General features: G+C 61.6%; 23 protein-coding genes and 1 tRNA gene. 11 read left to right on the forward strand and 13 right to left on the reverse strand.

Annotation, left to right across the window (positions count from 1 at the left end; all coding sequences use genetic code 11):
• Nucleotides 1–265: 265 nt before the first annotated feature.
• Nucleotides 266–883: a J domain-containing protein gene (locus ABIE40_RS17655; protein WP_112720186.1), complete on the reverse strand. Its 618-nt coding sequence runs from the start codon at nt 881–883 to the stop codon at nt 266–268.
• Nucleotides 884–990: 107 nt separating this feature from the next.
• On the opposite strand from ABIE40_RS17655, the gene ABIE40_RS17660 reads away from it, so the two are divergent.
• On the forward strand, nt 991–1,272 hold the full coding sequence (locus tag ABIE40_RS17660; protein WP_130284274.1) for a BolA family protein: 282 nt from the start codon (nt 991–993) through the stop codon (nt 1,270–1,272).
• 53 nt (nt 1,273–1,325) lie between these two features.
• Here the strand turns inward: ABIE40_RS17660 and ABIE40_RS17665 are convergent, their stop codons facing one another.
• Genes ABIE40_RS17665 through ABIE40_RS17675 form a run of 3 tightly spaced genes read right to left on the reverse strand, consistent with a single transcriptional unit; the run spans nt 1,326 to nt 4,353 of the window.
• A complete protein-coding gene (locus ABIE40_RS17665; RefSeq protein WP_112720184.1) occupies nt 1,326–2,636 on the reverse strand; it encodes an HlyC/CorC family transporter in 1,311 nt (436 codons plus the stop codon).
• The gene (gene aroB, locus ABIE40_RS17670; RefSeq protein ID WP_199627832.1) at nt 2,633–3,766 is read right to left on the reverse strand and encodes a 3-dehydroquinate synthase; all 1,134 of its coding nucleotides are present in this window, start codon (nt 3,764–3,766) and stop codon (nt 2,633–2,635) included. Before aroB ends, ABIE40_RS17665 begins: the two co-directional genes overlap by 4 nt.
• Nucleotides 3,763–4,353: a shikimate kinase gene (locus tag ABIE40_RS17675; RefSeq protein ID WP_130284278.1), complete on the reverse strand. Its 591-nt coding sequence runs from the start codon at nt 4,351–4,353 to the stop codon at nt 3,763–3,765. The genes aroB and ABIE40_RS17675 overlap by 4 nt, the downstream gene beginning before the upstream one ends.
• Before the next feature lie 147 nt (nt 4,354–4,500).
• Between ABIE40_RS17675 and ABIE40_RS17680 the strand changes: the two genes are divergently transcribed.
• The 5 genes from ABIE40_RS17680 (at nt 4,501) to ABIE40_RS17700 (ending at nt 8,340) form a co-directional block, all read left to right on the forward strand.
• The gene (locus ABIE40_RS17680; RefSeq protein ID WP_199627833.1) at nt 4,501–4,677 is read left to right on the forward strand and encodes a hypothetical protein; all 177 of its coding nucleotides are present in this window, start codon (nt 4,501–4,503) and stop codon (nt 4,675–4,677) included.
• Nucleotides 4,678–4,681: 4 nt separating this feature from the next.
• Entirely contained in the window at nt 4,682–5,635 is a 954-nt protein-coding gene (xerD, locus tag ABIE40_RS17685; RefSeq protein ID WP_130284280.1) for a site-specific tyrosine recombinase XerD, read from the forward strand.
• A 62-nt stretch (nt 5,636–5,697) separates the two neighbouring features.
• Complete coding sequence (locus ABIE40_RS17690) at nt 5,698–6,651, forward strand: acetyl-CoA carboxylase carboxyltransferase subunit alpha (RefSeq protein ID WP_112720180.1); 954 nt, start codon at nt 5,698–5,700, stop codon at nt 6,649–6,651.
• 199 nt (nt 6,652–6,850) lie between these two features.
• Nucleotides 6,851–8,110, forward strand: coding sequence for a L,D-transpeptidase family protein (locus tag ABIE40_RS17695; protein ID WP_199627834.1), 1,260 nt, complete (start codon nt 6,851–6,853; stop codon nt 8,108–8,110).
• Nucleotides 8,107–8,340: a sulfurtransferase TusA family protein gene (locus ABIE40_RS17700; RefSeq protein ID WP_354541049.1), complete on the forward strand. Its 234-nt coding sequence runs from the start codon at nt 8,107–8,109 to the stop codon at nt 8,338–8,340. The genes ABIE40_RS17695 and ABIE40_RS17700 overlap by 4 nt, the downstream gene beginning before the upstream one ends.
• 3 nt (nt 8,341–8,343) lie before the next feature.
• On the opposite strand, the gene ABIE40_RS17705 is transcribed toward ABIE40_RS17700, so the two are convergent.
• Together ABIE40_RS17705 and ABIE40_RS17710 are read right to left on the reverse strand one after the other, a co-directional pair.
• Nucleotides 8,344–9,510, reverse strand: coding sequence for a CobW family GTP-binding protein (locus tag ABIE40_RS17705; protein WP_199627835.1), 1,167 nt, complete (start codon nt 9,508–9,510; stop codon nt 8,344–8,346).
• An 11-nt stretch (nt 9,511–9,521) separates the two neighbouring features.
• Nucleotides 9,522–10,643, reverse strand: a complete 1,122-nt coding sequence (locus ABIE40_RS17710) for a D-alanyl-D-alanine carboxypeptidase family protein (RefSeq protein WP_112720176.1) — start codon at nt 10,641–10,643, stop codon at nt 9,522–9,524.
• 150 nt (nt 10,644–10,793) lie between these two features.
• Here ABIE40_RS17710 and ABIE40_RS17715 point away from each other — a divergent pair, with 150 nt between their 5' ends.
• Nucleotides 10,794–11,954: a M20 aminoacylase family protein gene (locus ABIE40_RS17715; RefSeq protein ID WP_199627836.1), complete on the forward strand. Its 1,161-nt coding sequence runs from the start codon at nt 10,794–10,796 to the stop codon at nt 11,952–11,954.
• 72 nt (nt 11,955–12,026) lie between these two features.
• Nucleotides 12,027–12,103 (forward strand) — tRNA-Arg (locus tag ABIE40_RS17720).
• Between the two features lie 158 nt (nt 12,104–12,261).
• On the opposite strand, the gene ABIE40_RS17725 is transcribed toward ABIE40_RS17720, so the two are convergent.
• Nucleotides 12,262–12,777 (reverse strand): DUF992 domain-containing protein, encoded by a 516-nt coding sequence (locus ABIE40_RS17725; protein ID WP_199627837.1) that lies wholly within the window; start codon nt 12,775–12,777, stop codon nt 12,262–12,264.
• 354 nt (nt 12,778–13,131) lie between these two features.
• On the opposite strand from ABIE40_RS17725, the gene ABIE40_RS17730 reads away from it, so the two are divergent.
• Nucleotides 13,132–13,350, forward strand: coding sequence for a hypothetical protein (locus ABIE40_RS17730; RefSeq protein ID WP_112720172.1), 219 nt, complete (start codon nt 13,132–13,134; stop codon nt 13,348–13,350).
• A 125-nt stretch (nt 13,351–13,475) separates the two neighbouring features.
• Nucleotides 13,476–13,640: a hypothetical protein gene (locus ABIE40_RS17735; protein WP_165402769.1), complete on the forward strand. Its 165-nt coding sequence runs from the start codon at nt 13,476–13,478 to the stop codon at nt 13,638–13,640.
• Here ABIE40_RS17735 and ABIE40_RS17740 read toward each other — a convergent pair whose 3' ends face one another.
• The 3 genes from ABIE40_RS17740 to ABIE40_RS17750 all read right to left on the reverse strand — a co-directional run bounded on the left by ABIE40_RS17740 (nt 13,641) and on the right by ABIE40_RS17750 (nt 15,506).
• The gene (locus ABIE40_RS17740) at nt 13,641–14,438 is read right to left on the reverse strand and encodes a class I SAM-dependent methyltransferase (RefSeq protein ID WP_199627838.1); all 798 of its coding nucleotides are present in this window, start codon (nt 14,436–14,438) and stop codon (nt 13,641–13,643) included.
• 110 nt (nt 14,439–14,548) lie between these two features.
• The gene (locus ABIE40_RS17745) at nt 14,549–14,815 is read right to left on the reverse strand and encodes a BON domain-containing protein (RefSeq protein WP_199627839.1); all 267 of its coding nucleotides are present in this window, start codon (nt 14,813–14,815) and stop codon (nt 14,549–14,551) included.
• 58 nt (nt 14,816–14,873) lie between these two features.
• Nucleotides 14,874–15,506 carry a hypothetical protein gene (locus ABIE40_RS17750; protein ID WP_354541050.1) on the reverse strand — a complete coding sequence of 211 codons (633 nt, stop codon included), beginning with the start codon at nt 15,504–15,506 and terminating at the stop codon, nt 14,874–14,876.
• A 331-nt stretch (nt 15,507–15,837) separates the two neighbouring features.
• Between ABIE40_RS17750 and dxr the strand changes: the two genes are divergently transcribed.
• The gene (dxr, locus tag ABIE40_RS17755) at nt 15,838–17,031 is read left to right on the forward strand and encodes a 1-deoxy-D-xylulose-5-phosphate reductoisomerase (protein ID WP_199627841.1); all 1,194 of its coding nucleotides are present in this window, start codon (nt 15,838–15,840) and stop codon (nt 17,029–17,031) included.
• 35 nt (nt 17,032–17,066) lie between these two features.
• On the opposite strand, the gene hemA is transcribed toward dxr, so the two are convergent.
• The 3 genes from hemA to ABIE40_RS17770 all read right to left on the reverse strand — a co-directional run bounded on the left by hemA (nt 17,067) and on the right by ABIE40_RS17770 (nt 21,624).
• Nucleotides 17,067–18,281, reverse strand: a complete 1,215-nt coding sequence (gene hemA / locus ABIE40_RS17760) for a 5-aminolevulinate synthase (RefSeq protein WP_130284298.1) — start codon at nt 18,279–18,281, stop codon at nt 17,067–17,069.
• A 187-nt stretch (nt 18,282–18,468) separates the two neighbouring features.
• Complete coding sequence (locus ABIE40_RS17765; RefSeq protein WP_130284300.1) at nt 18,469–19,266, reverse strand: FAD binding domain-containing protein; 798 nt, start codon at nt 19,264–19,266, stop codon at nt 18,469–18,471.
• A gap of 12 nt (nt 19,267–19,278) precedes the next feature.
• On the reverse strand, nt 19,279–21,624 hold the full coding sequence (locus ABIE40_RS17770) for a xanthine dehydrogenase family protein molybdopterin-binding subunit (RefSeq protein WP_199627842.1): 2,346 nt from the start codon (nt 21,622–21,624) through the stop codon (nt 19,279–19,281).

Genomic DNA, 21,624 nt, shown 5'->3' on the forward strand with positions numbered 1-21,624 from the left:
AGGCCATTTCGCGACCACGACGCCGCAGTTCTATTCCGCGCCGTCCGTGGTGAGAACGTCGGCGATGCTTCTCCGGGACTGAAATGAAACCTCGGCGGGATGATGACGCCCGAGCATTTTAGAACAAAGTCCCGGACAAGAAACGCCGCGTCCGGAAGGAAGGCAAAGGCGCCAGAAGCAAAACGCAATAATGCATGCCGCGTTGGCCTGCGGCCCTAGCCGATTTGGACCATACCCGATTGAAGGCGGAGAGCAAGGACGGGAATTAACAAAAACCGTTCTGCTTCAACAATTGATAGGCCTGGATGACGGCGCGGAAACGCTCTTCGGAGCCACGGTCGCCGCCATTGGCATCCGGGTGATGCTTCTTGACGAGCTCCTTGTAGCGCGTCTTGATCTCGGCCGAGGTCGCATTCGCCTCCAGCCCCATCGTGTCGAAAGCCTTCGCTTCCAGGCTCTTCAGCTTGCGCTGCTGCTCGGGAAAACGCGGACCGGCGCCCTTGGTGCCGCTGACGAAGCCGAATGGGTCACGGACGCGATTGTAGGAGCCGGAACGGACGTCCGAATGCAGCGGGCTGTTCTTGGCATCCTTGTTGACGCCGACCGTCCAGGTCGGCCGGTGGCCGGTGATCGCCTCTTTCTGATAGCGCGCGATCTCGCCGTCCGACAGGCCGGAGAAATAGTTGTAGCCCTTGTTGTATTCCTTGACGTGCTCGAAACAGAACAGAAAGAACTGCCCCTCGGCATTGCGCCCGACGGGAGCGCGATGCACGCCTTTTTGATCGCAGCCATCCCACTGACAGACCGGAGGAGCCTTTTCGGGCTCCTGCTCGCGTTTGCGGCGGGTCCGGATGCGATCGAAATATTTGGAATCAAGTCTCATGACGGCGCTAATTATGGGGCTGCCGCGAAGCGACAACAAGAATTGACAAACGGGAATGTTGCTGGCTTCTTGGGAACCCTTTTTTTCACAAGCAACGAGACGAAAACGTGACCCTGCAGGCCCGCATTGAAGAAAAACTCACCGAGGCTTTCGCGCCCGAACGTTTGAGCGTCATCAACGAAAGCCATCTCCACGCCGGGCACCAGCCTGACATAACAGGAACAGGCGAAACGCATATGCGCGTTCGCATCGTCTCTGAAAAATTTTCAGGAATGACGAGGCTCGCCCGCCACCGTGCCATCACCGAGCTGTTGAAGCCGGAGCTCGACGCCGGACTGCACGCCCTTGCCGTCGAACCGGCAGCACCCGGTGAAGCCACCCGCTGGTAGCGGAGACAGCCTCCATATAGGCATTCCCGCCCGGCAATCCAACCGAAAACCGCTCAGAGCGCCTTGGTCGCTTCTTCTTCCGCCGGGCGGATGCGCAGCTTGGTGATGCGGTTCTTCTCGCGCTTCATGACGATGAACCGCTTGCCATAGAAGGTGAAAGCCTGGCGCTCTTCGGGAATAGTCATCGACTCGTGGATGACCAGACCGGCGATCGTCGTCGCCTCCTCGTCTGGCAGCTGCCAATCGAGGGCGCGGTTGAGATCGCGGATCGGCACGCCGCCATCGACGACGATCGACCCATCCGCCTCCTGCCGCACGCCCTGCATGTCGATATCGTGCTCATCGGAAATATCGCCGACGATCTCTTCGAGGATATCCTCCAGCGTCACAATGCCCTGCACTTCGCCATACTCGTCGACGACGACGGCGAAATGCTGCTTGCGACGCAGGAACGCGTTCAGCTGGTCTTCCAGATTGGTGCTGTCCGGCACGAACCACGGCTTCTGTGCGATCTTCACGATATCGAGATTCTCAGGCTCGACATTCGGCTCGGCCAGCGCCCGCAGCAGGTCCTTGGCGTGGACGACGCCGATGATGTTGTCGATCGTTCCACGCCACAGCGGCATGCGTGTATAGGGACTTTCGAGAATGATGCGGACGATCGCCTCCGGGGCATCGTCTGCATTGATCGCCCGCATCGCCATGCGGTGGACCATGATGTCGGAAAGCTCGAGCTGGCTGAGATCGAGCACCCCACCGAGACGGTCGCGGTCAGCCTTGACCACCGATCCTTCGCGGTGGAGCAGATCGACCGCGCCACGAAGCTCCTCATGCGCCGTCAGCATCGACGTTTCGCGTGAAAGCGTGATCCCGAAAATGCCGAGGATCCTGCGAACGATTCCATTGATGAAGGACGAGACCGGGCCGACGACGGCGACAAACATCTTGACGGGACGCGAGACGCCCAGCGCAAAGCGGTCAGGCGTCGAGATCGCCCAGCTCTTCGGGAGCACTTCGGCAAAGATGACGAGAATGACGGTCATCGCCAGCGTCGCGAGCGCCACGCCCGAATTGCCGAAAAGCCCGAGGAACAGGCTGGTTGCCAGCGACGAGGAGAGAATATTGGCGAGGTTATTGCCGATCAGCATGGCGCCGATCAGCCGGTCGCGCCGTTCGATCAGCTCGCGCACGACGCCGGCGCGCTCCTCGCCATTCGCCTCAAGCGTATGGATGCGGCTGCGCGAAACGGCGGTCAAAGCCGTTTCCGAGCCGGAGAAGAAGGCAGACATGAGGACGAGGGCCACGATGGAGACGATTTCTGGCCAGTAGACGGAAAGAAATGCCAGCGTGCCTTCGATGCTCATTGAGGGTGCTTTTCCTTCAGGAAACTCAACACTTCGGATTGCGGTACGTCGTCGGCGATAAAGGACTGGCCGATGCCGCGCGTCAGGATGAAGGTGAACTTGCCGTTCTTGACCTTTTTGTCCTGCGCCATCGCCTCCATCAACCGCTCTGCCGGCGGCAGCTCGCCCGGAATATCGGACATGCGCGTCGGCAGGCCAACTTCTTTCAGATGCTTCTCGACGCGCTTGCCATCGTCAGGGCTCGCAAGGTTCATGCGCGCCGAAAACTCATGTGCCAGCACCATGCCGATCGAAACGCCTTCGCCATGCACGAGCCGGGCGCTGTCATAGGCCGTGGCGGCTTCCAGCGCGTGTCCGAACGTATGCCCGAGGTTGAGAAGCGCACGGGGTCCATTTTCCCGCTCGTCGGCGACGACGACATCGGACTTCGCCTGGCAGCTCGTGGCGATCGCCTCGATCCGGGCATCGCCACCAGCAAAGACCGCCTGCCAGTTCTTCTCCAGCCAGGCAAAGAAATCCGGCTTGTCGATCAAGCCATATTTCGCGACTTCGGCATAACCGGCACGGAATTCGCGTTCCGTCAGCGTATTCAGCACGTCGGTATCGGCGAGAACCAGATCCGGCTGATGAAACACGCCGATGAGGTTCTTGCCGTGACGGCTATTGATACCGGTCTTGCCGCCGACGGAGGAATCCACCTGCGAAAGAAGCGACGTCGGCACCTGCACGAAGCGCACGCCGCGGCGCACGATTCCGGCTGCAAAGCCCGCAAGATCGCCGATCACACCGCCGCCGAGTGCGACGACATAGTCGTTCCGCTCGACACGGGCTTCCAGCACCTTGTCGCAGACAGTCATCAGATGCTCGAAGCTCTTGGTCTTCTCGCCCGCCGGCAGGACGAGCGAAGAAGCGGTAATGCCAGCGGCTTCGAGGCTCGCGACCAGCGCATCAAGATAAATCGGCGCGACATTCGCATCGGTGATCACGGCAGCCTTGCGGCCCTTTAGGCGCGAGGTGATCTCCGCACCGGCGCGCGCAATCAGCCCTGGACCGATCAGGATGTCGTAGGCGCGCTCGCCGAGCGGCACATGCACCTTCTTTTCGGTGGCAACGGAAGCGATCGCATTCATGGCACTGCACTTTCGGTTTGGTATTCGATCACGGCCTTCAAGACTTCGTCGGCCATCAGTTCCTTGCGCACGTCCCGCGACAGAACGGTGACGTCAGCCTGCGCATAGACCGGGTATCGCGCATTCATCAGGTTTTCGAGCGTCTGCTTCGGGTTCTCGGTCTTCAGCAACGGCCGGGTATCGCGCTTGTTGACTCGCTCCCAGAGCACGTCGAGATCGGCTTTCAGCCAGAGCGATAGGCCGCCCTTCTTGATATGCTTGCGGGTGCGATCGTTGATGAACGCACCGCCGCCGGTGGAAACCACGCGCGGGCCGTTCTTTAAAAGCCGCTTCATCACCCGGGTTTCCAGCGCCCGGAATTCTTCTTCCCCGTAGGCGGCAAACAGCTCGGTAATCGTCATGCGCGACACGCGCTCGATCTCGACATCGCTATCGACGAAGGGAATGCCGAGCTGGCTCGCGACGAGGCGGCCGACGGAGGATTTCCCGGCACCCATGAGGCCGACAAGGATAAGATTGCGGGACCCGAGCGCGGCGCGAGCTCTGTCTTTCAGACTGTCTGCAATTGTCAGAACGGGATCACTCATCGATCTATTCACACTTTGTTTGCAAACGGTATCGACAAATGCAGGTACAGCGTCAAGTCGCGGGCAAGGGAAACATGATCCAAATGCCGCTTCTTGCACGCAATCACGCTTCTTCCTAAAAAGAAGCCGAGCCCATGGAGTTCTGGAATGCCGACCCTCTTCCGCTTTCTGGCTGTCTTGGCTGCCATAGCCGGGATCATCTATGGCGGCATGGTCGCACTCGTGACCTTCGTCGAGCCGCAGCCCCGTGACGTGACGATCCGCATCCCCTCCGAGCGCATCAATCCGCCGGCGACGGGAACGATTGCCCCTGCAAAGAAGTGAGCCGATGCGGGATCTCGGACGCGCCCATGTGGAAGCCTTTCTCGAGATGATGAGCGCCGAACGTGGCGCAGCTCAAAACACGCTGCTCTCCTATGAGCGCGACCTCGACGACCTGCACGGATTCTTGAGCGGCAAGAGCGTGCGCCTGACCGAAGCCGCTTCCGCCGATCTGACCGCCTATCTCTCCTCGCTCGCAAGCCAGGGCTTCAAACCCTCCTCCCAGGCACGCCGCCTCGCCGCCATGCGGCAATTCTACAAGTTTCTCTATGCCGAAGGCATCCGCACCGACGATCCGACAGGCATCCTCGACGCGCCGAAGAAAGGCCGCGCCCTGCCGAAGACAATGGGTGTCGCGGAAGTGACCAAACTGCTGACGCAGGCCGAGCAGGAAGCGTCGGACGCAGCGCCCGGCCAGCTGCAGCGCCAGCGTATGCTCGCCCTGCTGGAGCTGCTCTACGCGACCGGCATGCGCGTCAGCGAGCTCGTCTCGCTTCCCGCCCGCGTCCTCGATCAGGAAGGCCGCTTCCTGATCATCCGCGGCAAGGGCAACAAAGAACGCCTCGTTCCGCTCTCCCAATCGGCGATCGCCGCGTTGAAGGTCTATGGCCGCTCGATGGCAGTGGAAAACGCCAATAGCAAACAGCCAGTGGAAAGCCCCTGGCTCTTTCCGGCTGCCTCGAAGGAAGGTTATCTTCCCCGTCAGGTCTTTGCCCGCGATCTCAAGAACCTGTCGATCCGGGCCGGGCTGACGCCGTCGATGATCTCGCCGCACGTGATGCGCCACGCCTTTGCCAGCCATCTCCTGGCCAATGGCGCAGACCTTCGCGTCGTGCAGGAACTCTTGGGACATTCGGACATTTCGACCACGCAGATCTATACCCACGTCCTCGAAGAACGCCTGCAACAACTGGTGCAAACGCATCACCCTCTTGCAAAACAGGCGAAAAAGCACGAATAGGACCGGCGACAAGGGGCGACGCTAGCAATTTGCCCTGGGCACAAGGAACGGAAACGCACCTCATGCACAACTATCTCGACTTCGAAAAGCCGATCTCCGACCTCGAAGCTAAGATCATCGAACTGAAGAAGCTCGCGTCCGAGGGCGAGAGCATCGACACGTCGGATGAAGTCGGCCGCCTCGAAGTTCGCGTTCGCGAAGCGATGGTCGATATCTATTCCAAGCTCAACGCCTGGCAGAAGACGCAGGTCGCGCGCCATCCGCAGCGTCCGCATTTCGTCGATTATGCCAAGGTGCTGTTCCAGGAATTCACGCCGCTCGCCGGCGACCGCAAGTTTTCCGAGGACGCCGCCATCCAGGCCGGCCTCGCCCGTTTCCGTGGCCAGCCTGTCGCCGTCATCGGCCAGGAAAAGGGCAACGACACCAAGAGCCGCCTGAAGCACAATTTCGGCAGCGCCCGTCCTGAAGGCTATCGCAAGGCGATCCGCGTTCTCGAAATGGCAGACCGCTTCGGCCTCCCGGTCGTGACCCTCGTCGATACCGCAGGCGCCTATCCGGGCGTCGGTGCTGAAGAGCGCGGCCAGGCGGAAGCCATCGCCCGCTCCACGGAAATGTGCCTTGGCGTCAAGGTTCCGATCATCTCCGTCGTCATCGGCGAAGGCGGTTCGGGCGGCGCGATCGCCATCGCCACCGGCAACAAGGTCTTCATGCTCGAGCATTCGATCTACAGCGTGATCTCGCCGGAAGGCGCGGCTTCGATCCTCTGGCGCGATTCCACCCGCGCCAAGGAAGCGGCGACCAACATGAAGATCACCGCCGAAGACCTGAAATCGCTGGGCATCATCGACGGCATCATTCCGGAGCCGCTCGGTGGCGCGCACCGCGATCCGGACAACGTCATTGCCGCGACCGGCGATGTCATCGCCAACGCTCTCGCCGAGCTTTCGCCGCGCACCGGCGAGCAGCTGCGCAACGACCGCCGACAGAAATTCCTGTCGATGGGTCGTAACCTCTAAGGCAAAGCCAGTGAAAATGGCCCGATTGGGGCCAAATCTTGGCCACAATAATGTTATCTACCGAACTTCGTGCTTGCGGGGGCGCCGCAGGCAGGTCATAGGCTGGTAAGGATTTGTAAAGTATAAGCCGCCTATGATTCCTGGTAATGCCCGGAACTCTGCGTGCGGAGTGGGCTGAATCCTTAGTTGGGCTAGTTGAATGCGCATTCGTCATTTCGCCTACGTGTCGCTGATGGCGCTCGCACTTGCGGGCTGCAACGACACTCTCGAATCCGCCAGCAAGATCGACCTCTCCACCGTCAAGAACAAGGTGGAGCAACCGCTGCCGCCGCGCATCCTGGCGCAGATGAGCGCCAAGAGCATGGATCGCAATTCGCCGATCCTGATCCGCATCTTCAAAGAGGAAGGCGCGCTCGAGATCTGGAAGGCGAAGACCGACAACCGTTTCGACAAGATCGCCGACTACAAGATCTGCGCCTGGTCCGGCCGCCTAGGCCCGAAGGTGAAGACCGGCGACCGTCAGGCCCCGGAAGGTTTCTACAACCTCACCCGTGCCAATCTGAACCCGAATTCGAAATATTATCTCGCGATCAATACCGGCTTCCCGAACAAGTATGACGCCGTCAACGGCCGTACGGGTTCCGATCTGATGATCCACGGCGCCTGCTCATCGTCCGGCTGCTACTCGATGACCGACGAGCAGGTTCTCGAGATCTACGCCTTCGCGCGCGACGCCTTCAAGGGCGGCCAGACCTCGGTGCAGCTGCAGGCCTTCCCGTTCCGCATGACCGCGGAGAACATGTACAAGCACCGGCTCGATCCGAGCTACGACTTCTGGAAGATGCTGAAGGTCGGCTACGACAATTTCGAAGTCACCAAGCGTCCGCCTGACGTCAATGTCTGCGAGAAGAAATACGTCTTCAACCAGCAGACCACCGATGGCGGCGCCTTCAATCCTGCCGGCAAGTGCCCGGCCATGTCGACGCCTCCGGCACTCGCATCCGCGCTGTCGTCCTACGACAAGACCTACGCGATGGATTATGCCAAGGCCGAGAAGAAGTTCGACGGCCTCGCCTGGTACGATCCGACAGAAGCCGAGCGCAAAGCCGTCGTCGCCAAGACCCGCAAGGGCCGCGAACTCGCCTACGCCCCGACCGGCACCTCGCTGGAAGCTGGCCGCATGGTCAAGGTCGCCGAACTCGAAGGCATGATGTCGAAGCCGGCTGTCCCGGCGACGGTCCCGGAAGCCGCGATCGCATCCGCTGCCCCGGCAGCAGCGCCGGCTACGGCAGCGCCCGCCGCCGCTCCGGCCGCAGCCAACGCCACGGCGGTGGCAGCAGCAACGCCTCCAAACGTTCCGGTTCCGCAGCAGAACCCGCTCGCCTTCGCACCCGAGCCGCCGCAGGAAACTGCCGACGCCTCCAAGAAGCCGTTCTGGAAATTCTGGTCCAAGAATTGAGCGGTACCGACGCCGTCACTTATGACCTGCGCGGTCTGAAGTGCCCCCTGCCCGTCCTGAAGACGCGCCGCAAGATGTCATCCATGGCAAGCGGCGCCCTGATCCGCGTCGAAACCACGGACCCGCTGGCAGGCATCGACATCCCGCATTTCTGCAACGAAGACGGTCATCAGTTGCTGGAAACGGAAAAAACCGAGACCGGTCACAGCTTCCTGATCCGCAGGAAATAAGCCTCAGATCTTCATGCCGGGAATGGCGAGCGGATTGTCGTGCAGCGCGGCGCGATCCGGCGTATCGATACGCGGCTTGCCGAGAAACGCATCGAACAGCGTCTTCACGAAATCCTCCGGCAGATCCTTGGTGATCAGCACCATGCGCGTGCGCCGGTCGCTGGCGTCAGGCCATGCAGGCAGTCGCACCGGGGGATGGAAGATGTTCTGCACGCCATGCAGCACCAGCGGCTTGTCCGGCCTGTCCGATACCGCGACGATCGCCTTCATTCGCAGCAGCTTCTCGCCATGCGCCGAGCGCAGCAGATCGATGAACATCTCCAACGCCATCGGATCGATCGGCTTCTCCTCGACGATCGAGAAGGACCGGATCGAGGCATCGTGACGGTTCACGTCGTGTGGATCCTGATCGTCGTGGCCGTGATGGTGGTGGTGATGCCCGTGATGATCATCGTGACCATGGTCATGGTGGTGATGATGATGCGCATCATGAGCATCTTCATCGCGCAGCCAGCGGCCGACATCGGCAATCTTCGTTTCAGGATCGTAGAGCCCGTTGACGAGAACCGCAGCCGTCCCGGCCTCCCCGCCATCGGCATCCATCAGCGCCGCCCGCGGATTGAGATCGCGCAGCCGCGCTTCCAGGGCCTTTAGCAGCGCCACATCGGCCATCGGCCGCTTGGAGACGATCAGCCGGTCGGCAACCGCTACCTGCTTGCGGGCTTCCTCGTGATTGTCGAGCGTCTGCAGCCCGTTGACCGCATCGACGACGGTGACGACGCCATCCAGCTGGAAATTCGTGGCAATGATCGGATTGCCCATGATCGCCTGCATCACCGGCGCCGGATCGGCAAGCCCCGTCGTCTCGATGACGATGCGCTTCACAGCCTTCACGCGCCCGGTCTGGATCGCATCCATCAGATTGGCCAGCGTATCGACGAGTTCGCCGCGCACCGTGCAGCAGAGGCATCCATCCGAAAGCTCGATGATCGCATCGCCGGAGCTTTCGACCAGCAGGTGGTCGATACCGACATCGCCGAACTCGTTGATGATGACGGCCGCTTCGTTCATCGCGGGATCCTTGAGGATCCGGTTCAGAAGCGTCGACTTTCCTGCACCGAGAAAGCCGGTGAGGATGGTGACCGGGATCCGGTCTGCATGCAGGCTCATGGGACTTGCCTTTAGAAGGACGTGGGACGCGGCAGCGGTACCGGAACATTGGCAGCATCGCCGATCGCATCCGCCTTGGTGGTCTTGTCGGGCTGCGGGTCCTGGCCGGGGATCAGACCGGCGAAGACGAAGTTCGGCTCGTGGTCCATTTCATGGATATAGGGCGACTGCACCTTCATGCGGCCCACTTCATCGCGCGTTTCGCTGCGCACCTTGGCGCCCTTGGCGCTGCAGATGTCGGCGCTGATATCGGTGACCGCATCCTGCCCCGGCCCATAGGGCTTGAGCGAGCGGAGCGTATCGCCCGAGGACGTCGGCGAGGAGAATGCCTTCTCCAGCAGGTTGGCAGTCGCATCGGCGCGCGCCGCAAGGCTGTCCGTGCCGAGCACGACGGAAACCACCGTGCGGCCGTTGCGGGTTGCCGAGCCGATCTGGTTGAAGCCCGAAGCGCAGATGAAGCCGGTTTTCATGCCGTCGGCACCGGCGAAGCGGCCGATCAGCAGGTTGATGCTCGGCGTATTTGTCTTGCCGTTGGTGAAGCCTTCGAGCGCGAAATAACCGGCATATTGCGGGAAGTCGCGGCGCAGAGCGACCGTCAGGATCGCCAGATCGCGCGCCGTCGTGTACTGGCCCTTGCCGGGCAGGCCGTTCGGATTGACGAAATGCGAATCCGTCATGCCGAGTTTGACGGCCTCGGCATTCATCCGCAGCACGAAGGCATCCTGTGTGCCTGCGACCGCCTCAGCGACAGCAACCGCGATATCATTAGCCGACTTGACCATCAGGATCTTCAGCGCGCTGTCGAGCGTCAGCTTCTGGCCCGGCTTGTAGTACATCTTGGCGGCCGGCTGCGCGGCGGCCTGCTTGCTCATGACGATCGGGGTATCGAGGCTGATCTGGCCGGAGCGGATGGCATCGAAGGTCGTATAGACGGTCATCAGCTTGGTCAGCGATGCCGGATACCATTTGCGGAAGGCTTCCTCATGCTCGATCACGCGGCCGCTCTGGACATCGACGAGAATATGCGGATTGGCCTGCGCCAGCGGAACCGAAGAAAGCAGGGCTGCGGCAGCACTGACTGCGAATGATACCGGCCGCAAAGCAGCGAACAAACGATTCTGGCGCGTCGACACGTCTAGTCCTTAAATTGTCCGGAAATCTCGAAACCTTCACCTATTTAACGTATATGGCCATGACATGGCAAAGGCCATTGAATAAGTTCTTTTCGCGGCACCATGTCTTGGGTGCCGTGGAAAACCCGTTGTCGCTATAGGAATTTTCGCATGCCGATTTTGAACAGAGCCGCTGAATTGCAGGATGAAGTGACCGAGTGGCGCCGCCATATTCACGCCCGGCCCGAGCTGCTGTTCGCCGTCGAAAACACCGCCGCTTTCGTCGCCGAGAAGCTCAAGGAGTTCGGTGTTGACGAAATCGTGACCGGCATCGGCCGCACCGGCGTCGTCGGCCTGATCAAGGGCAAGGGCGAAGGCCGCACCATCGGCCTGCGCGCCGATATGGACGCACTGCCGCTCACCGAAATCACCGGCAAGCCCTGGGCCTCGACCACGGCTGGCAAGATGCATGCCTGCGGCCATGACGGTCACACCGCCATGCTGCTCGGCGCCGCGAAATACCTGGCCGAGACCCGCAATTTCACCGGCAATGTCGCCGTCATCTTCCAGCCCGCAGAAGAAGGCGGCGGCGGCGGCAACCTGATGGTCAAGGACGGCATGATGGAGCGCTTCGGCATCGAAGAGGTCTATGGCATGCACAACCTGCCGGGCCTGCCCGTCGGCCAGTTTGCCATCCGCAAGGGCCCGATCATGGCAGCGACCGACGAATTCACCGTCACCATCAAGGGCCGCGGCGGCCACGCCGCCCAGCCGCACCGGACGATCGACCCGATCGCCATCGGCGCCCAGATCGTCTCCAACCTGCAGATGATCGCCGCCCGCACCGTCGATCCGCTGCGTTCGGTCGTCATCTCCGTTACCAAGTTCAACGCCGGCTTCGCCCATAACGTCATTCCCAACGACGCCCAGATCGCCGGCACGATCCGAACACTCGATGGTGAGGTTCGCGACCTCGCCGAAAGCCGATTCAAGCAGGTGGTGAACGGCGTTGCCGCCACCCACGGCGCCGAAGCCGAAATCGCCTTCCATCGCAATTACCCGGTTACCGTCAATCACGCCGACGAGACCGGCCACGCGATCGCGACGGCAACCGACATCGCCGGTGCGGCAAACGTCAATCCCGAGATCGATCCGATGATGGGCGGCGAGGATTTCTCCTACATGCTGAACGCCCGCCCCGGCGCCTTCATCTTCATCGGCAACGGCGACACCGCAGGCCTGCACAACCCGGCCTACGATTTCAACGACGAGGCGATCGCCCACGGCATTTCCTACTGGGTCCGCCTCACCGAACAGCGCCTCGGCGCCTGATCCGATACTTGCAGCGAAACCTGAAAAAGGCTTGGCTTCCCGCCAAGCCTTTTGTATGCATGAGCCCCAAGTGGTTCCGTAGCTCAGCAGGATAGAGCATCAGATTCCTAATCTGAGGGTCACGCGTTCGAATCGCGTCGGAATCACCATTATTTTCAGATAAATAGGCATAATTTATCGCGGGATGTTCCCGGGCACATCAGGCACGAAGCCATCTCACGCCGCCATAGCATCGGCCGATGCCGGTACCCCTGACAAATAGCACACCCCTCCCGCTTACGCGGAAGGGGCGCGAACTGGCCTAAAATCAGCCCGGGGTCAGCGTCATAGAAGCGCTGCCTGCGGCGACGTTGAGGCCGAGCTGGCCGGTGACGCTGAGGGCCTGCAGGTGGATCGAGCCGGAGGTGCCGCCGATCAGGACGTTGGCGCCGACGCCGGCGCCGACGGTGGCTTCGGCCGATGCGCCGACATAGAGGCCGCCGAGCGAGCCGCGGTGATAGCCGGCGGTCGGTGCGAAGACGGCCCAGACGAGGCGGCTGCGGGTGGTAAAGCCGAGGTCGATGCCGAGCTTGCGGATATCGCCGGTATAGTGGTCGGTGACCTCATTGCCGATCGTCGAGCTAAAGACGCAATCGGCTTCCTTGGCAGAGCCCAGCACATAGCCGAGACCGCCGCCGATATCGCAGGTGAGCATGCCGATCTTGACGCCGCCGCGCGTATCCGGTTCCTCGTAGGTCCGGACCATATCGGCTGCACTGGCCGCCGTAACGCAAGCCTGGGCAAGCGAAGCTGCTGCAACTACCATCGCAATGGTCTTTTTCATCATGGTCTCCTTCTCAAAATGGCACCGGCAGCTTCAGATCGAAGACGCACCGGCAAGCAAACCCAGCCACAAATAACGTATGGGATCGCAGAACGATCCAAACAGCCTTCATTGTTTCTATGCGCAATGAAGAACGTCCTTAACGTTCTGATCGCAAAGGGGACAATTCGAAGGCAGGACCGTTGCTTGTTGGCCGCACTCGATGCCCGAATGCCCGCTTGGGCAACCCCACGCAGAAATTGAGCGGTGGCTGATCATAGCCGCCTTCGGGCGAAAAACCTAAATATTTCGTAAGGTTGGAACCGGCCCACCGTCTGGCGAGTTCATCGTCCGGTTAATTGAAAGGCCAAAACCATGAAATCTCTTATTCTTGCTTCCATGCTTGCCGCAGCCGCCATTGTCTCCACCACCGCCCCGTCCCAGGCGGCCAGCATGACGGTCACCACCACCGAGCGCGGTCCGGACCATCATTGGCACAAGCCGATGCACGTCATGACGCATTGCTACACCAAGACGGCCCGCATTCACGAACACGGCCACTGGGTCGTCAGGAAGACCCGCGTCTGCCGCTAACAGATAGCTCAGCATGATTGAAACCGGCCGCCACGCGGCCGGTTTTTTGTTGGACGGACGCCAATCGCCGCAGCTGGAACTTTGAGAAAAGGCGGACGTTAAGCTGGCAAAACAGGAGTTTTGTCATGCGTCAGAAACTTGCTTTGCTCACCATCGCCTATGTCGCGATCAGCGCCATCCTGCTGGTGCTCGCCTATCATCCGCAGGGTCCGATCACCACGCAGAAGACCGACCGTGTCGCCGGCGCCAGCACCGGCTCGCATTTCCTGGTCGAGCGCTTCGCCGGCTGATCAGCTGAGCGCCGGCTTATAGGCGACGACATGGAAATACTCTTCCTCGAGGAGGGTCCCGCCCCTGAGAAGGTGGCCATCGACGGAAAACAGCATCGGATCGCCGTCGAAACCGCTGGCGCCCAATTGCGCCCGCAGCTGCTGCGGGGTCGTCGCATAGACCATGATGCCGAAGTCATGGGCGCGGTGCAGCAGAATCGCATGTTCGCCCTCGCGTTGCTCAAGCGGGGCAAAACGGCGTTCGCGAACCAGACCCATCGCATGCTTTACCAGCCGGAAGCCGAGTCGCAGCGGATCGTTCGACCAAACGATAGATGAGCGCGCCCGCTTCTCTCCGAACCCATGCCAGTTGCGATTGAAGGTGGAGAAGACGAAGGTCCCGCCTGCCCTGAGCACGCGCGATACCTCGGACAGAACGGCCCGGCGCCCCTCCGCATCGACAGAATCGATGCCGTTGTAGCTGAAGAGCACGAGATCGAAGCTGGCATTGCCGAAAGCAGAGAGATCGCGCGCATCCATGTGCGCGAGCTGCGCCTGCGGATAATTCCGCTGGGCGAGCTCCACCATTTCAGGCGTATAGTCGATGCCGACATAGTCTGCGGCGATATCGCAAAACAGCCCGGTCGTCCGTCCGCCGCCAATGCCGATATCCAGGATCCGCCCGCCGCTCGCACGCTTTCGCGCAATCTCGAACACCAGCCGCTCGCCTTCGTTGATGAAGCCGGTGCTCGCCCGGTAATCGCGCCGGGCGATCGGATTGCGCCAGGTCCTGCGGTTGATCTCTTCCATGCGATGCATTTGCCGCACCTCCGGTTAAGCCAGTTGCATGGCTCTAGACCTAGGCCGCAAGACAGGTGGGGTCCAATTACAGAACGTTAATCTTTTGTTAATGGTTAACGCGCGCAATTTCACCCGAGCAGGATCTGGTTGCGGACGTCGTGGACCCCCTGCACAGCCCGGACGATCGCGGTCGCCCGCTCGATTTCGGCGACGGTCGCGACCGTGCCCGTCAGCACGATATCGTCGGCATCGGACGTCACCTGCACATCCGAGGCATCGATATCTCCGGCGGTCGCCAGCGCCTCGGCAGCGGCGATTTCCAACGCCGCGTGATTGACGAACTCCACCTCGATCTCCGGCTGCTTGCCATGAAATGTGGCTTCCTTGAAAACCATCACTCGTCCTCCTTCTGGTGATCTCAGGGAAACGCCGGAGGCCGGGCTTGGTTTCAGATCACCAGGTGACGCGGTAGTTGACGTTGACGCTGGCCGCCCGCCCGGCGGAGAGCGGATCGTTGACGGCAGCATTGAGATTGAGGTTCGGCAGAATGTTCTGGCTGACGCCGACGGTGCTCGAAAAATCCTGCCCGAAATCGGTGACGCTGCCATTCGCCGTCAGCGATGTTCCCGTCCAGGGATAGATGAGCTTGACGGCCTGCGTCGCCGTCACCGAGGTCTGGCGCGCCGCAAGCGGGTCATAACCGACATTGACGAAGCGGCTGGTCTGCAGGTCGAGAGAGTCGGACAGGATGAAGCTCTTCGCGCGGCTGAGCATCAGCGAACCACTGCCCCGCAGGGTATCGACCCGCACGCCCGCCGATTGCTGTGCATTGCCGGCCGGCGTCACCCGGACGCGGGTGATCTTGCCCCAGAGGGTCGCCTGCCCCGATCCCGGCAGGATCGCATCGCCATCGGTTGCGGCGAGCCCGAGATCGGCGCCTGCGCTGGTTTCCCATTCGAATGGCAGGCGGAAACCCATCGTCGCCTTGTAGGACTGATCGGACACCTGCACCGGATCCCATATCAGCAGATTATCCGCCCGCGCGGGAAACACGGCCAGAGCCCCTACGGCGAAGAGAAAGGTCATTTTCAGCATCGTCAGCAAGCTGGTCCCTTGGCGCCTGAAGCGCGCAACAATCATGCAGATGCGCCTCGCGGCACCTCTGTCGATCCTCCCGATTTTTGAAATGGCAGAGGCATCGCGATGCCCTCTACCCAATGCGCCGGAGCGCTGGGATACACCGATGGCCGCAAGCAGCCGCGCATCCCGTCATCCTCCACGGATGTTATAAGAATCCCATCCCGATGCCGCTCTGTAAACCCCGCTGGAAGAGAAAACTGCTGCGTTGCACACTTGCCGCACCCCGGAAAGCGCGCTAGAGCCGAAGGCAAATGACGGCTCTGGATAAGACACGCGCATGAAGACCGGCCCTAACGCGCCGCGGCGCCTCAGCATTTTCGGCTCAACCGGCTCGATCGGCGTCAACACGCTCGATGTGGTCAACCAGCTTGGTGGCCGCGAAGCCTTCGAGGTCGTCGCCATATCAGGCAACGCCAATGTGGCACTGCTGGCAGAGCAGGCAAGAGCCTGCGGCGCCGAGCTCGCCGTCACCGCCGATGAGGCAAGCTACGGCGCCCTGAAGGATGCACTATCCGGCACCGGCATCGAGGTCGCCGCAGGCCGCGAAGCCCTGATCGAGGCCGGCGCCCGTGACGCGGATGTCGTCATGGCGGCGATCGTCGGGACGGCCGGTTTGGAACCGACGTTGGCAGCAGCAAGACGCGGCGCCGACATCGCGCTCGCCAACAAGGAATGCCTGGTGTCCGCCGGCGAGCTCTTCGTCAAGGCCGTGGCCGAAGGCGGCGGGCAGCTTATCCCTGTCGACAGCGAACACAGCGCCATCTTCCAGTCGCTCGAAGACGGCCAGCATCACGCGATCGAACGCATCGTGCTGACCGCCTCGGGAGGCCCGTTCCGTACCTGGACGCGTGAGCAGATGGCCGGTGTCACCGCCGATATCGCCCGCGCCCATCCGAACTGGTCGATGGGATTGAAGATCTCGATCGGCAGCGCCTCGATGTTCAACAAGGCGCTGGAGATGATCGAGGCGAAACACCTCTTCGATCTCCGTCCCGACCAGGTGGAAGTGATCGTCCATCCGCAGTCGGTGATCCATTCCATGGTCGGTTATGTCGACGGCTCGGTGCTGGCGCAGCTCGGCTGCCCCGACATGCGCACGGCGATCGGCTATGCGCTGACCTATCCGAACCGCTCGAAGCTCGACGTCGAACGGCTGGATTTCGCAAAGCTCGCCCGGCTCGATTTCGAAGCACCGGACGAAGTGCGCTTCCCGGCCCTGCGTCTCGCCCGCGCCGCGCTGGAGCGCGGCGGCCTGCAGGGCGCCGTCATGAATGCCGCCGAAGAGATCGCCTTCCACGCCTTCTGCGATGGACGGATCGGCTTCCTGGAGATGGCAGATATCGCCGAGCGCGTCATGGACGACATGACCGGCTACAAGGCGGCAGCAACGATGGAAGACGTCTTTGCCGCCGATGGCGAGGCGCGACGTCGGGCCGGCGAAATCATCGCCCAAAAGGAAATGGCCGCTTAAGCGGCCATTTGTTTATCAAGCTAATTTCCGTTCACTCAGGCAACGTGCCGCGCCAGTGCGCAGCGCGACCAGAGCGAATGCAGCGCACCGACCAGATGCTCGATATCGGCATCCGTATGCTGCGGCGTCGGCGTGAAGCGCAGGCGCTCGGTCTTCTTCGGCACCGTCGGGTAGTTGATCGGCTGCACGTAGACGCCGAAATTGTCGAGCAGCAGATCCGAGATCCACTTACACTTGGCCGCATCGCCGACCATGACCGGCACGATATGGCTCGGGTTCGGCATATGCGGAATACCCTGCTGATCGAGCAGCACGCGCAGCTTGCGCACGCGATCCTGATGACGGGCACGCTCGAACGGGCTGGACTTCAGATGCTGGATCGAGGCGACCGCACCGGCGGCGAGAGCCGGCGGCAGCGAGGTCGTGAAGATGAAGCCCGATGCAAACGAGCGAATGAAATCGCAAAGCGCCGTCGAGGCCGCGATATAGCCGCCCATAACGCCGAAAGCCTTGGCAAGCGTGCCTTCGATGACCGTGATCCGGTCCATCAGGCCTTCGCGCTCGGCAATACCGCCGCCGCGCGGGCCGTACATGCCGACGGCGTGGACTTCGTCGAGATAGGTCATCGCGCCATACTTGTCGGCGAGATCGCAGATTTCCTTGATCGGCGCGATATCACCGTCCATCGAGTAGACGCTTTCGAAAGCGATCAGCTTCGGCGCCTTCGGATCGGCGGCCGCCAGCTTCGCTTCGAGATCGTGGATGTCGTTATGCTTCCAGATCACCTTCTCGCACTTCGCATAGCGAATGCCTTCGATCATCGAAGCGTGGTTCAGTGCGTCAGAGAAGATGATCATGCCGGGGATCTTGCCGCCGAGCGTGCCGAGTGCGGCCCAGTTCGAGACATAACCCGACGTGAAGGTCAGCGCGGCTTCCTTGCCGTGCAGATCGGCGAGCTCGCGCTCAAGCAGAACGTGATAGTGGTTGGTGCCAGAGATATTCCGGGTGCCTCCCGCACCCGCGCCACAGTGCTCGATGGCGGCTTTCATCGCCTCGATCACTTTGGGATGCTGGCCCATGCCGAGATAGTCGTTGGAGCACCAGACTGTTACGTCTTTCGGGCCGTCGGCCGTGTGGCGCGTCGCACGCGGGAAACTTCCGCGGTGGCGCTCAAGGTCGGCAAAAACGCGATAGCGGCCTTCGGCGTGAAGACCTTCCAGCTCGCTTTTGAAAAACGCTTCGAAATCCATGCATATGCTCCAGTATCGCGCGATCGTTTTGCTGGGCACACCGACGCGCGTCAACCCATGGCCCCTGCTTTAGCATCAACTGCGGCAAAAGGCGCATATTTTTGAATCATTCCAGACGAAAAAGCTTCAACCCAGCCGATAAAGCGGCTGGGTTGACATATCGGGAATGCCGTCAATTGCCCTGTAGCTAACCTACAGCCGCAACCGCGCGCTTCGTCATGACTTTTATCAAATTGGCGCGATATTCCGCGCTGGCATGCAGATCGGACAGCAGGCCGCTTGCATCGACCTGAACGCCCATCGCCGCATCCGGCGACCAGTTGGCAGCGAGAGCCGCCTCGAGGCCGCCATGCCGGAAGGCGCCGTTGCTGCCCGCACCCGCGATACCGACGCGAACCGTCCCCCCGGATTTGGTCACGAGAACGCTGGTCATCGCATAGCGCGAGGCCGGGTTGCGGAACTTGGCGTAGCCGGCCTTGTCCGGCGCATCGAAGCTGACCCCGGTGACGATCTCGCCATCCCCGAGCGCCGTCTCGAACAGACCGGTGAAGAACTGGTCTGCCGCAAGCTGGCGCTGGCTGGTGATGATGGTCGCGCCGAGCGCCAGCATAGCCGCCGGATAATCCGCCGCCGGATCGTTGTTGGCGATCGATCCGCCGATCGTTCCCATGTGCCGGACATGCGGATCGCCGATCAGCCCGGCGAGCTCACAGAGAGCCGGGCACACGCCGCGGATGGCGGACGAGGCCGCCACTTCGGCATGGGTTGTTGCCCCGCCGATCGTCACCTTGCGGCCATCGACCTTGATGCCATTCATCGCATCGATGTGGCGCAGATCGACGAGATCGCTCGGCGCGGCGAGCCGCTGCTTCATCGTCGCGATCAGTGTCATGCCGCCGGAAACAAACTTGCCTTCCGGCTTGCCCGAGATCAGCTTGACGGCTTCATCGACCGAAGAAGCGCGGTGATAATTGAGTTCATACATGGCCCGTCCTCCTCAGTTCGTTGCGCGCGCCGCCATCCACACCTTCTGCGGCGTGGCGGGCATGGTCAGCATATTGTTGCCGATCGCGTCGGTGATTGCGTTCATCAGCGCCGGCGGAGAGCCGATCGCACCCGCCTCGCCGCAGCCCTTGATGCCCAGCGGATTGCTGGGGCAAGGCGTGTTCTGGTGCGAGATCTTGAACGACGGCAGGTCGTCGGCGCGCGGCATGGCGTAATCCATGTAGCTCGCCGTCAGCAGCTGGCCGTTCTCGTCGTAATGGACGCCTTCGAGAAGCGCCTGGCCGATGCCCTGCGCGATACCGCCATGCACCTGCCCCTCGACGATCATCGGGTTGATGATATTGCCGAAATCGTCGGCGGCGACGAACTGCACGATCTTGGTATGACCCGTTTCCGGATCAACCTCGACCTCGCAGATGTAGCAACCCGCCGGGAAGGTGAAGTTCGACGGATCGTAGAACGCCGTCTCCTTCAGACCGGGCTCCATGCCCGCCGGCAGGTTATGCGCGGTGTAGGAGGCGAGTGCCACCTGGAACCACGGCAGCGCCTTGTCGGTACCGGCGACCTTCAGCTCACCGTTCTCGACGACGATATCGCTCTCGTCGGCTTCCATCAGATGCGCGGCGATCTTCTTGGCCTTGGCCTCCACCTTGTCGAGCGCCTTGACGACCGCTGACATGCCGACGGCGCCGGAGCGCGAGCCATAGGTGCCCATGCCCATCTGCACCTTGTCGGTGTCGCCATGGACAATCGAGACGCTGTCGATCGGAACGCCGAGGCGGTCCGCCACCAGCTGCGCGAAGGTCGTCTCGTGGCCCTGGCCATGGCTGTGCGAGCCAGTCAGAACTTCGATCGTCCCGACCGCATTGACCCGCACCTCTGCCGATTCCCACAGGCCGACACCAGCACCGAGCGAGCCGACCGCCTGAGACGGCGCGATGCCGCAGGCTTCGATATAGCAACTCATGCCGATACCGCGCTTCATGCCGCGGTTCGCAGCCTCCGCCCGGCGGCTTTCGAAACCACCCCAGTCGGCAGCCTGCATCGCCGCATTCAGCGACGCATCGTAGTCGCCGGCATCATACATCATGATCACGGGTGTCTGATGCGGGAAGGAGCGGATGAAATTCTTGCGCCGGAGTTCCGCCGGCGAAATGCCAAGCTCACGCGCCGCCGTCTCCATCGTCCGCTCAAGCAGATAAGTCGCCTCCGGCCGCCCGGCACCGCGGTAGGCATCGACAGGCGCGGTATTGGTATAGACGGTGCGGACATTGGCGTGGATCGCCGGGATGTCGTACTGGCCGGACAGCAGTGTCGCGTAGAGATAGGTCGGCACTGCGGAAGAGAAGAGCGACATATAGGCGCCGAGATTGGCGATCGTATCGACCTTCAGCCCGATGATTCGATGATCCTTGTCGAAGGCCATCTTCACCTTGGAAACATGGTCGCGCCCATGCGCATCCGTCAGGAACGCCTCGGTGCGATCGGAATTCCACTTCACGGGAACGCCGGTCTTTTTCGAAGCCCAGAGACAGACGATCTCTTCCGGATAGATATAGATCTTCGAGCCGAAACCGCCGCCGACATCGGGCGCGATCACCCTCAGCTTGTTTTCCGGCGCGACATTGTAGAAGGCGCTCATGACCAGACGGGCCACATGCGGATTCTGGCTGGTCGTGTAGCAGGTGTAGTGATCCTCGGCGGAATCGTAGATCCCGAGCGCCGCGCGCGGCTCCATTGGATTGGGCGACAGGCGGTTGTTGGTCAGCTCGATTTCGGTGACATGTGCGGCCTCCGAAATCGCCTTGTCGGTCGCGCCTTCGTCGCCGATCACCCAGTCGAAGATCAGATTGTCGGATGATTCCGGATGGATCTGCGGTGCCCCGGGCTTCAAAGCCTCGACGGCCTCCGTGACAACAGGAAGCTCTTCATAGTCGATGCTGACGGCCTCGGCGGCGTCCCGTGCTTCGCCCAGCGAATCCGCAACGACGATCGCCACGGCATCACCGACATAGCGGACGGTATCGACCGCCAGCGGCCGCCAGGCGCCCATCTTCATCGGCGAACCGTCGCGCGAATGGATCATCCAGCCGCAGATCAGATTGCCGATGCCGTCGGCGAGCAGCTGCTTGCCGTCAAGCACATCGATCACGCCGGGCATCGCCTTGGCGGCAGAAACGTCGATATTCTTGATCTTTGCATGTGCATGCGGGCTGCGGATGAAATAGCCGTATTTCATCCCCGGGACGACCATGTCGTCGGTATAACGGCCCTTGCCGGTCAGGAACCGCTTGTCTTCCTTGCGTGCGACGCGTGCACCAATTCCTTCAACACCCAT

This window comes from Rhizobium sp. OAE497 (assembly GCF_040546565.1).
Taxonomy (GTDB): domain Bacteria; phylum Pseudomonadota; class Alphaproteobacteria; order Rhizobiales; family Rhizobiaceae; genus Rhizobium.

Coding starts and splice junctions, on each gene's coding strand:
- ABIE40_RS17655 (WP_112720186.1), bottom strand. CDS start 883: ATGAGACTTGATTCCAAATATTTCGATCGCATCCGGACCCGCCGCAAA.
- ABIE40_RS17665 (WP_112720184.1), bottom strand. CDS start 2,636: ATGAGCATCGAAGGCACGCTGGCATTTCTTTCCGTCTACTGGCCAGAA.
- aroB (WP_199627832.1), bottom strand. CDS start 3,766: ATGAATGCGATCGCTTCCGTTGCCACCGAAAAGAAGGTGCATGTGCCG.
- ABIE40_RS17675 (WP_130284278.1), bottom strand. CDS start 4,353: ATGAGTGATCCCGTTCTGACAATTGCAGACAGTCTGAAAGACAGAGCT.
- ABIE40_RS17680 (WP_199627833.1), top strand. CDS start 4,501: ATGCCGACCCTCTTCCGCTTTCTGGCTGTCTTGGCTGCCATAGCCGGG.
- xerD (WP_130284280.1), top strand. CDS start 4,682: ATGCGGGATCTCGGACGCGCCCATGTGGAAGCCTTTCTCGAGATGATG.
- ABIE40_RS17690 (WP_112720180.1), top strand. CDS start 5,698: ATGCACAACTATCTCGACTTCGAAAAGCCGATCTCCGACCTCGAAGCT.
- ABIE40_RS17695 (WP_199627834.1), top strand. CDS start 6,851: ATGCGCATTCGTCATTTCGCCTACGTGTCGCTGATGGCGCTCGCACTT.
- ABIE40_RS17705 (WP_199627835.1), bottom strand. CDS start 9,510: ATGAGCCTGCATGCAGACCGGATCCCGGTCACCATCCTCACCGGCTTT.
- ABIE40_RS17715 (WP_199627836.1), top strand. CDS start 10,794: ATGCCGATTTTGAACAGAGCCGCTGAATTGCAGGATGAAGTGACCGAG.
- ABIE40_RS17725 (WP_199627837.1), bottom strand. CDS start 12,777: ATGAAAAAGACCATTGCGATGGTAGTTGCAGCAGCTTCGCTTGCCCAG.
- ABIE40_RS17730 (WP_112720172.1), top strand. CDS start 13,132: ATGAAATCTCTTATTCTTGCTTCCATGCTTGCCGCAGCCGCCATTGTC.
- ABIE40_RS17735 (WP_165402769.1), top strand. CDS start 13,476: ATGCGTCAGAAACTTGCTTTGCTCACCATCGCCTATGTCGCGATCAGC.
- ABIE40_RS17740 (WP_199627838.1), bottom strand. CDS start 14,438: ATGCATCGCATGGAAGAGATCAACCGCAGGACCTGGCGCAATCCGATC.
- ABIE40_RS17745 (WP_199627839.1), bottom strand. CDS start 14,815: ATGGTTTTCAAGGAAGCCACATTTCATGGCAAGCAGCCGGAGATCGAG.
- ABIE40_RS17750 (WP_354541050.1), bottom strand. CDS start 15,506: ATGACCTTTCTCTTCGCCGTAGGGGCTCTGGCCGTGTTTCCCGCGCGG.
- dxr (WP_199627841.1), top strand. CDS start 15,838: ATGAAGACCGGCCCTAACGCGCCGCGGCGCCTCAGCATTTTCGGCTCA.
- hemA (WP_130284298.1), bottom strand. CDS start 18,281: ATGGATTTCGAAGCGTTTTTCAAAAGCGAGCTGGAAGGTCTTCACGCC.
- ABIE40_RS17765 (WP_130284300.1), bottom strand. CDS start 19,266: ATGTATGAACTCAATTATCACCGCGCTTCTTCGGTCGATGAAGCCGTC.
- ABIE40_RS17770 (WP_199627842.1), bottom strand. CDS start 21,624: ATGGGTGTTGAAGGAATTGGTGCACGCGTCGCACGCAAGGAAGACAAG.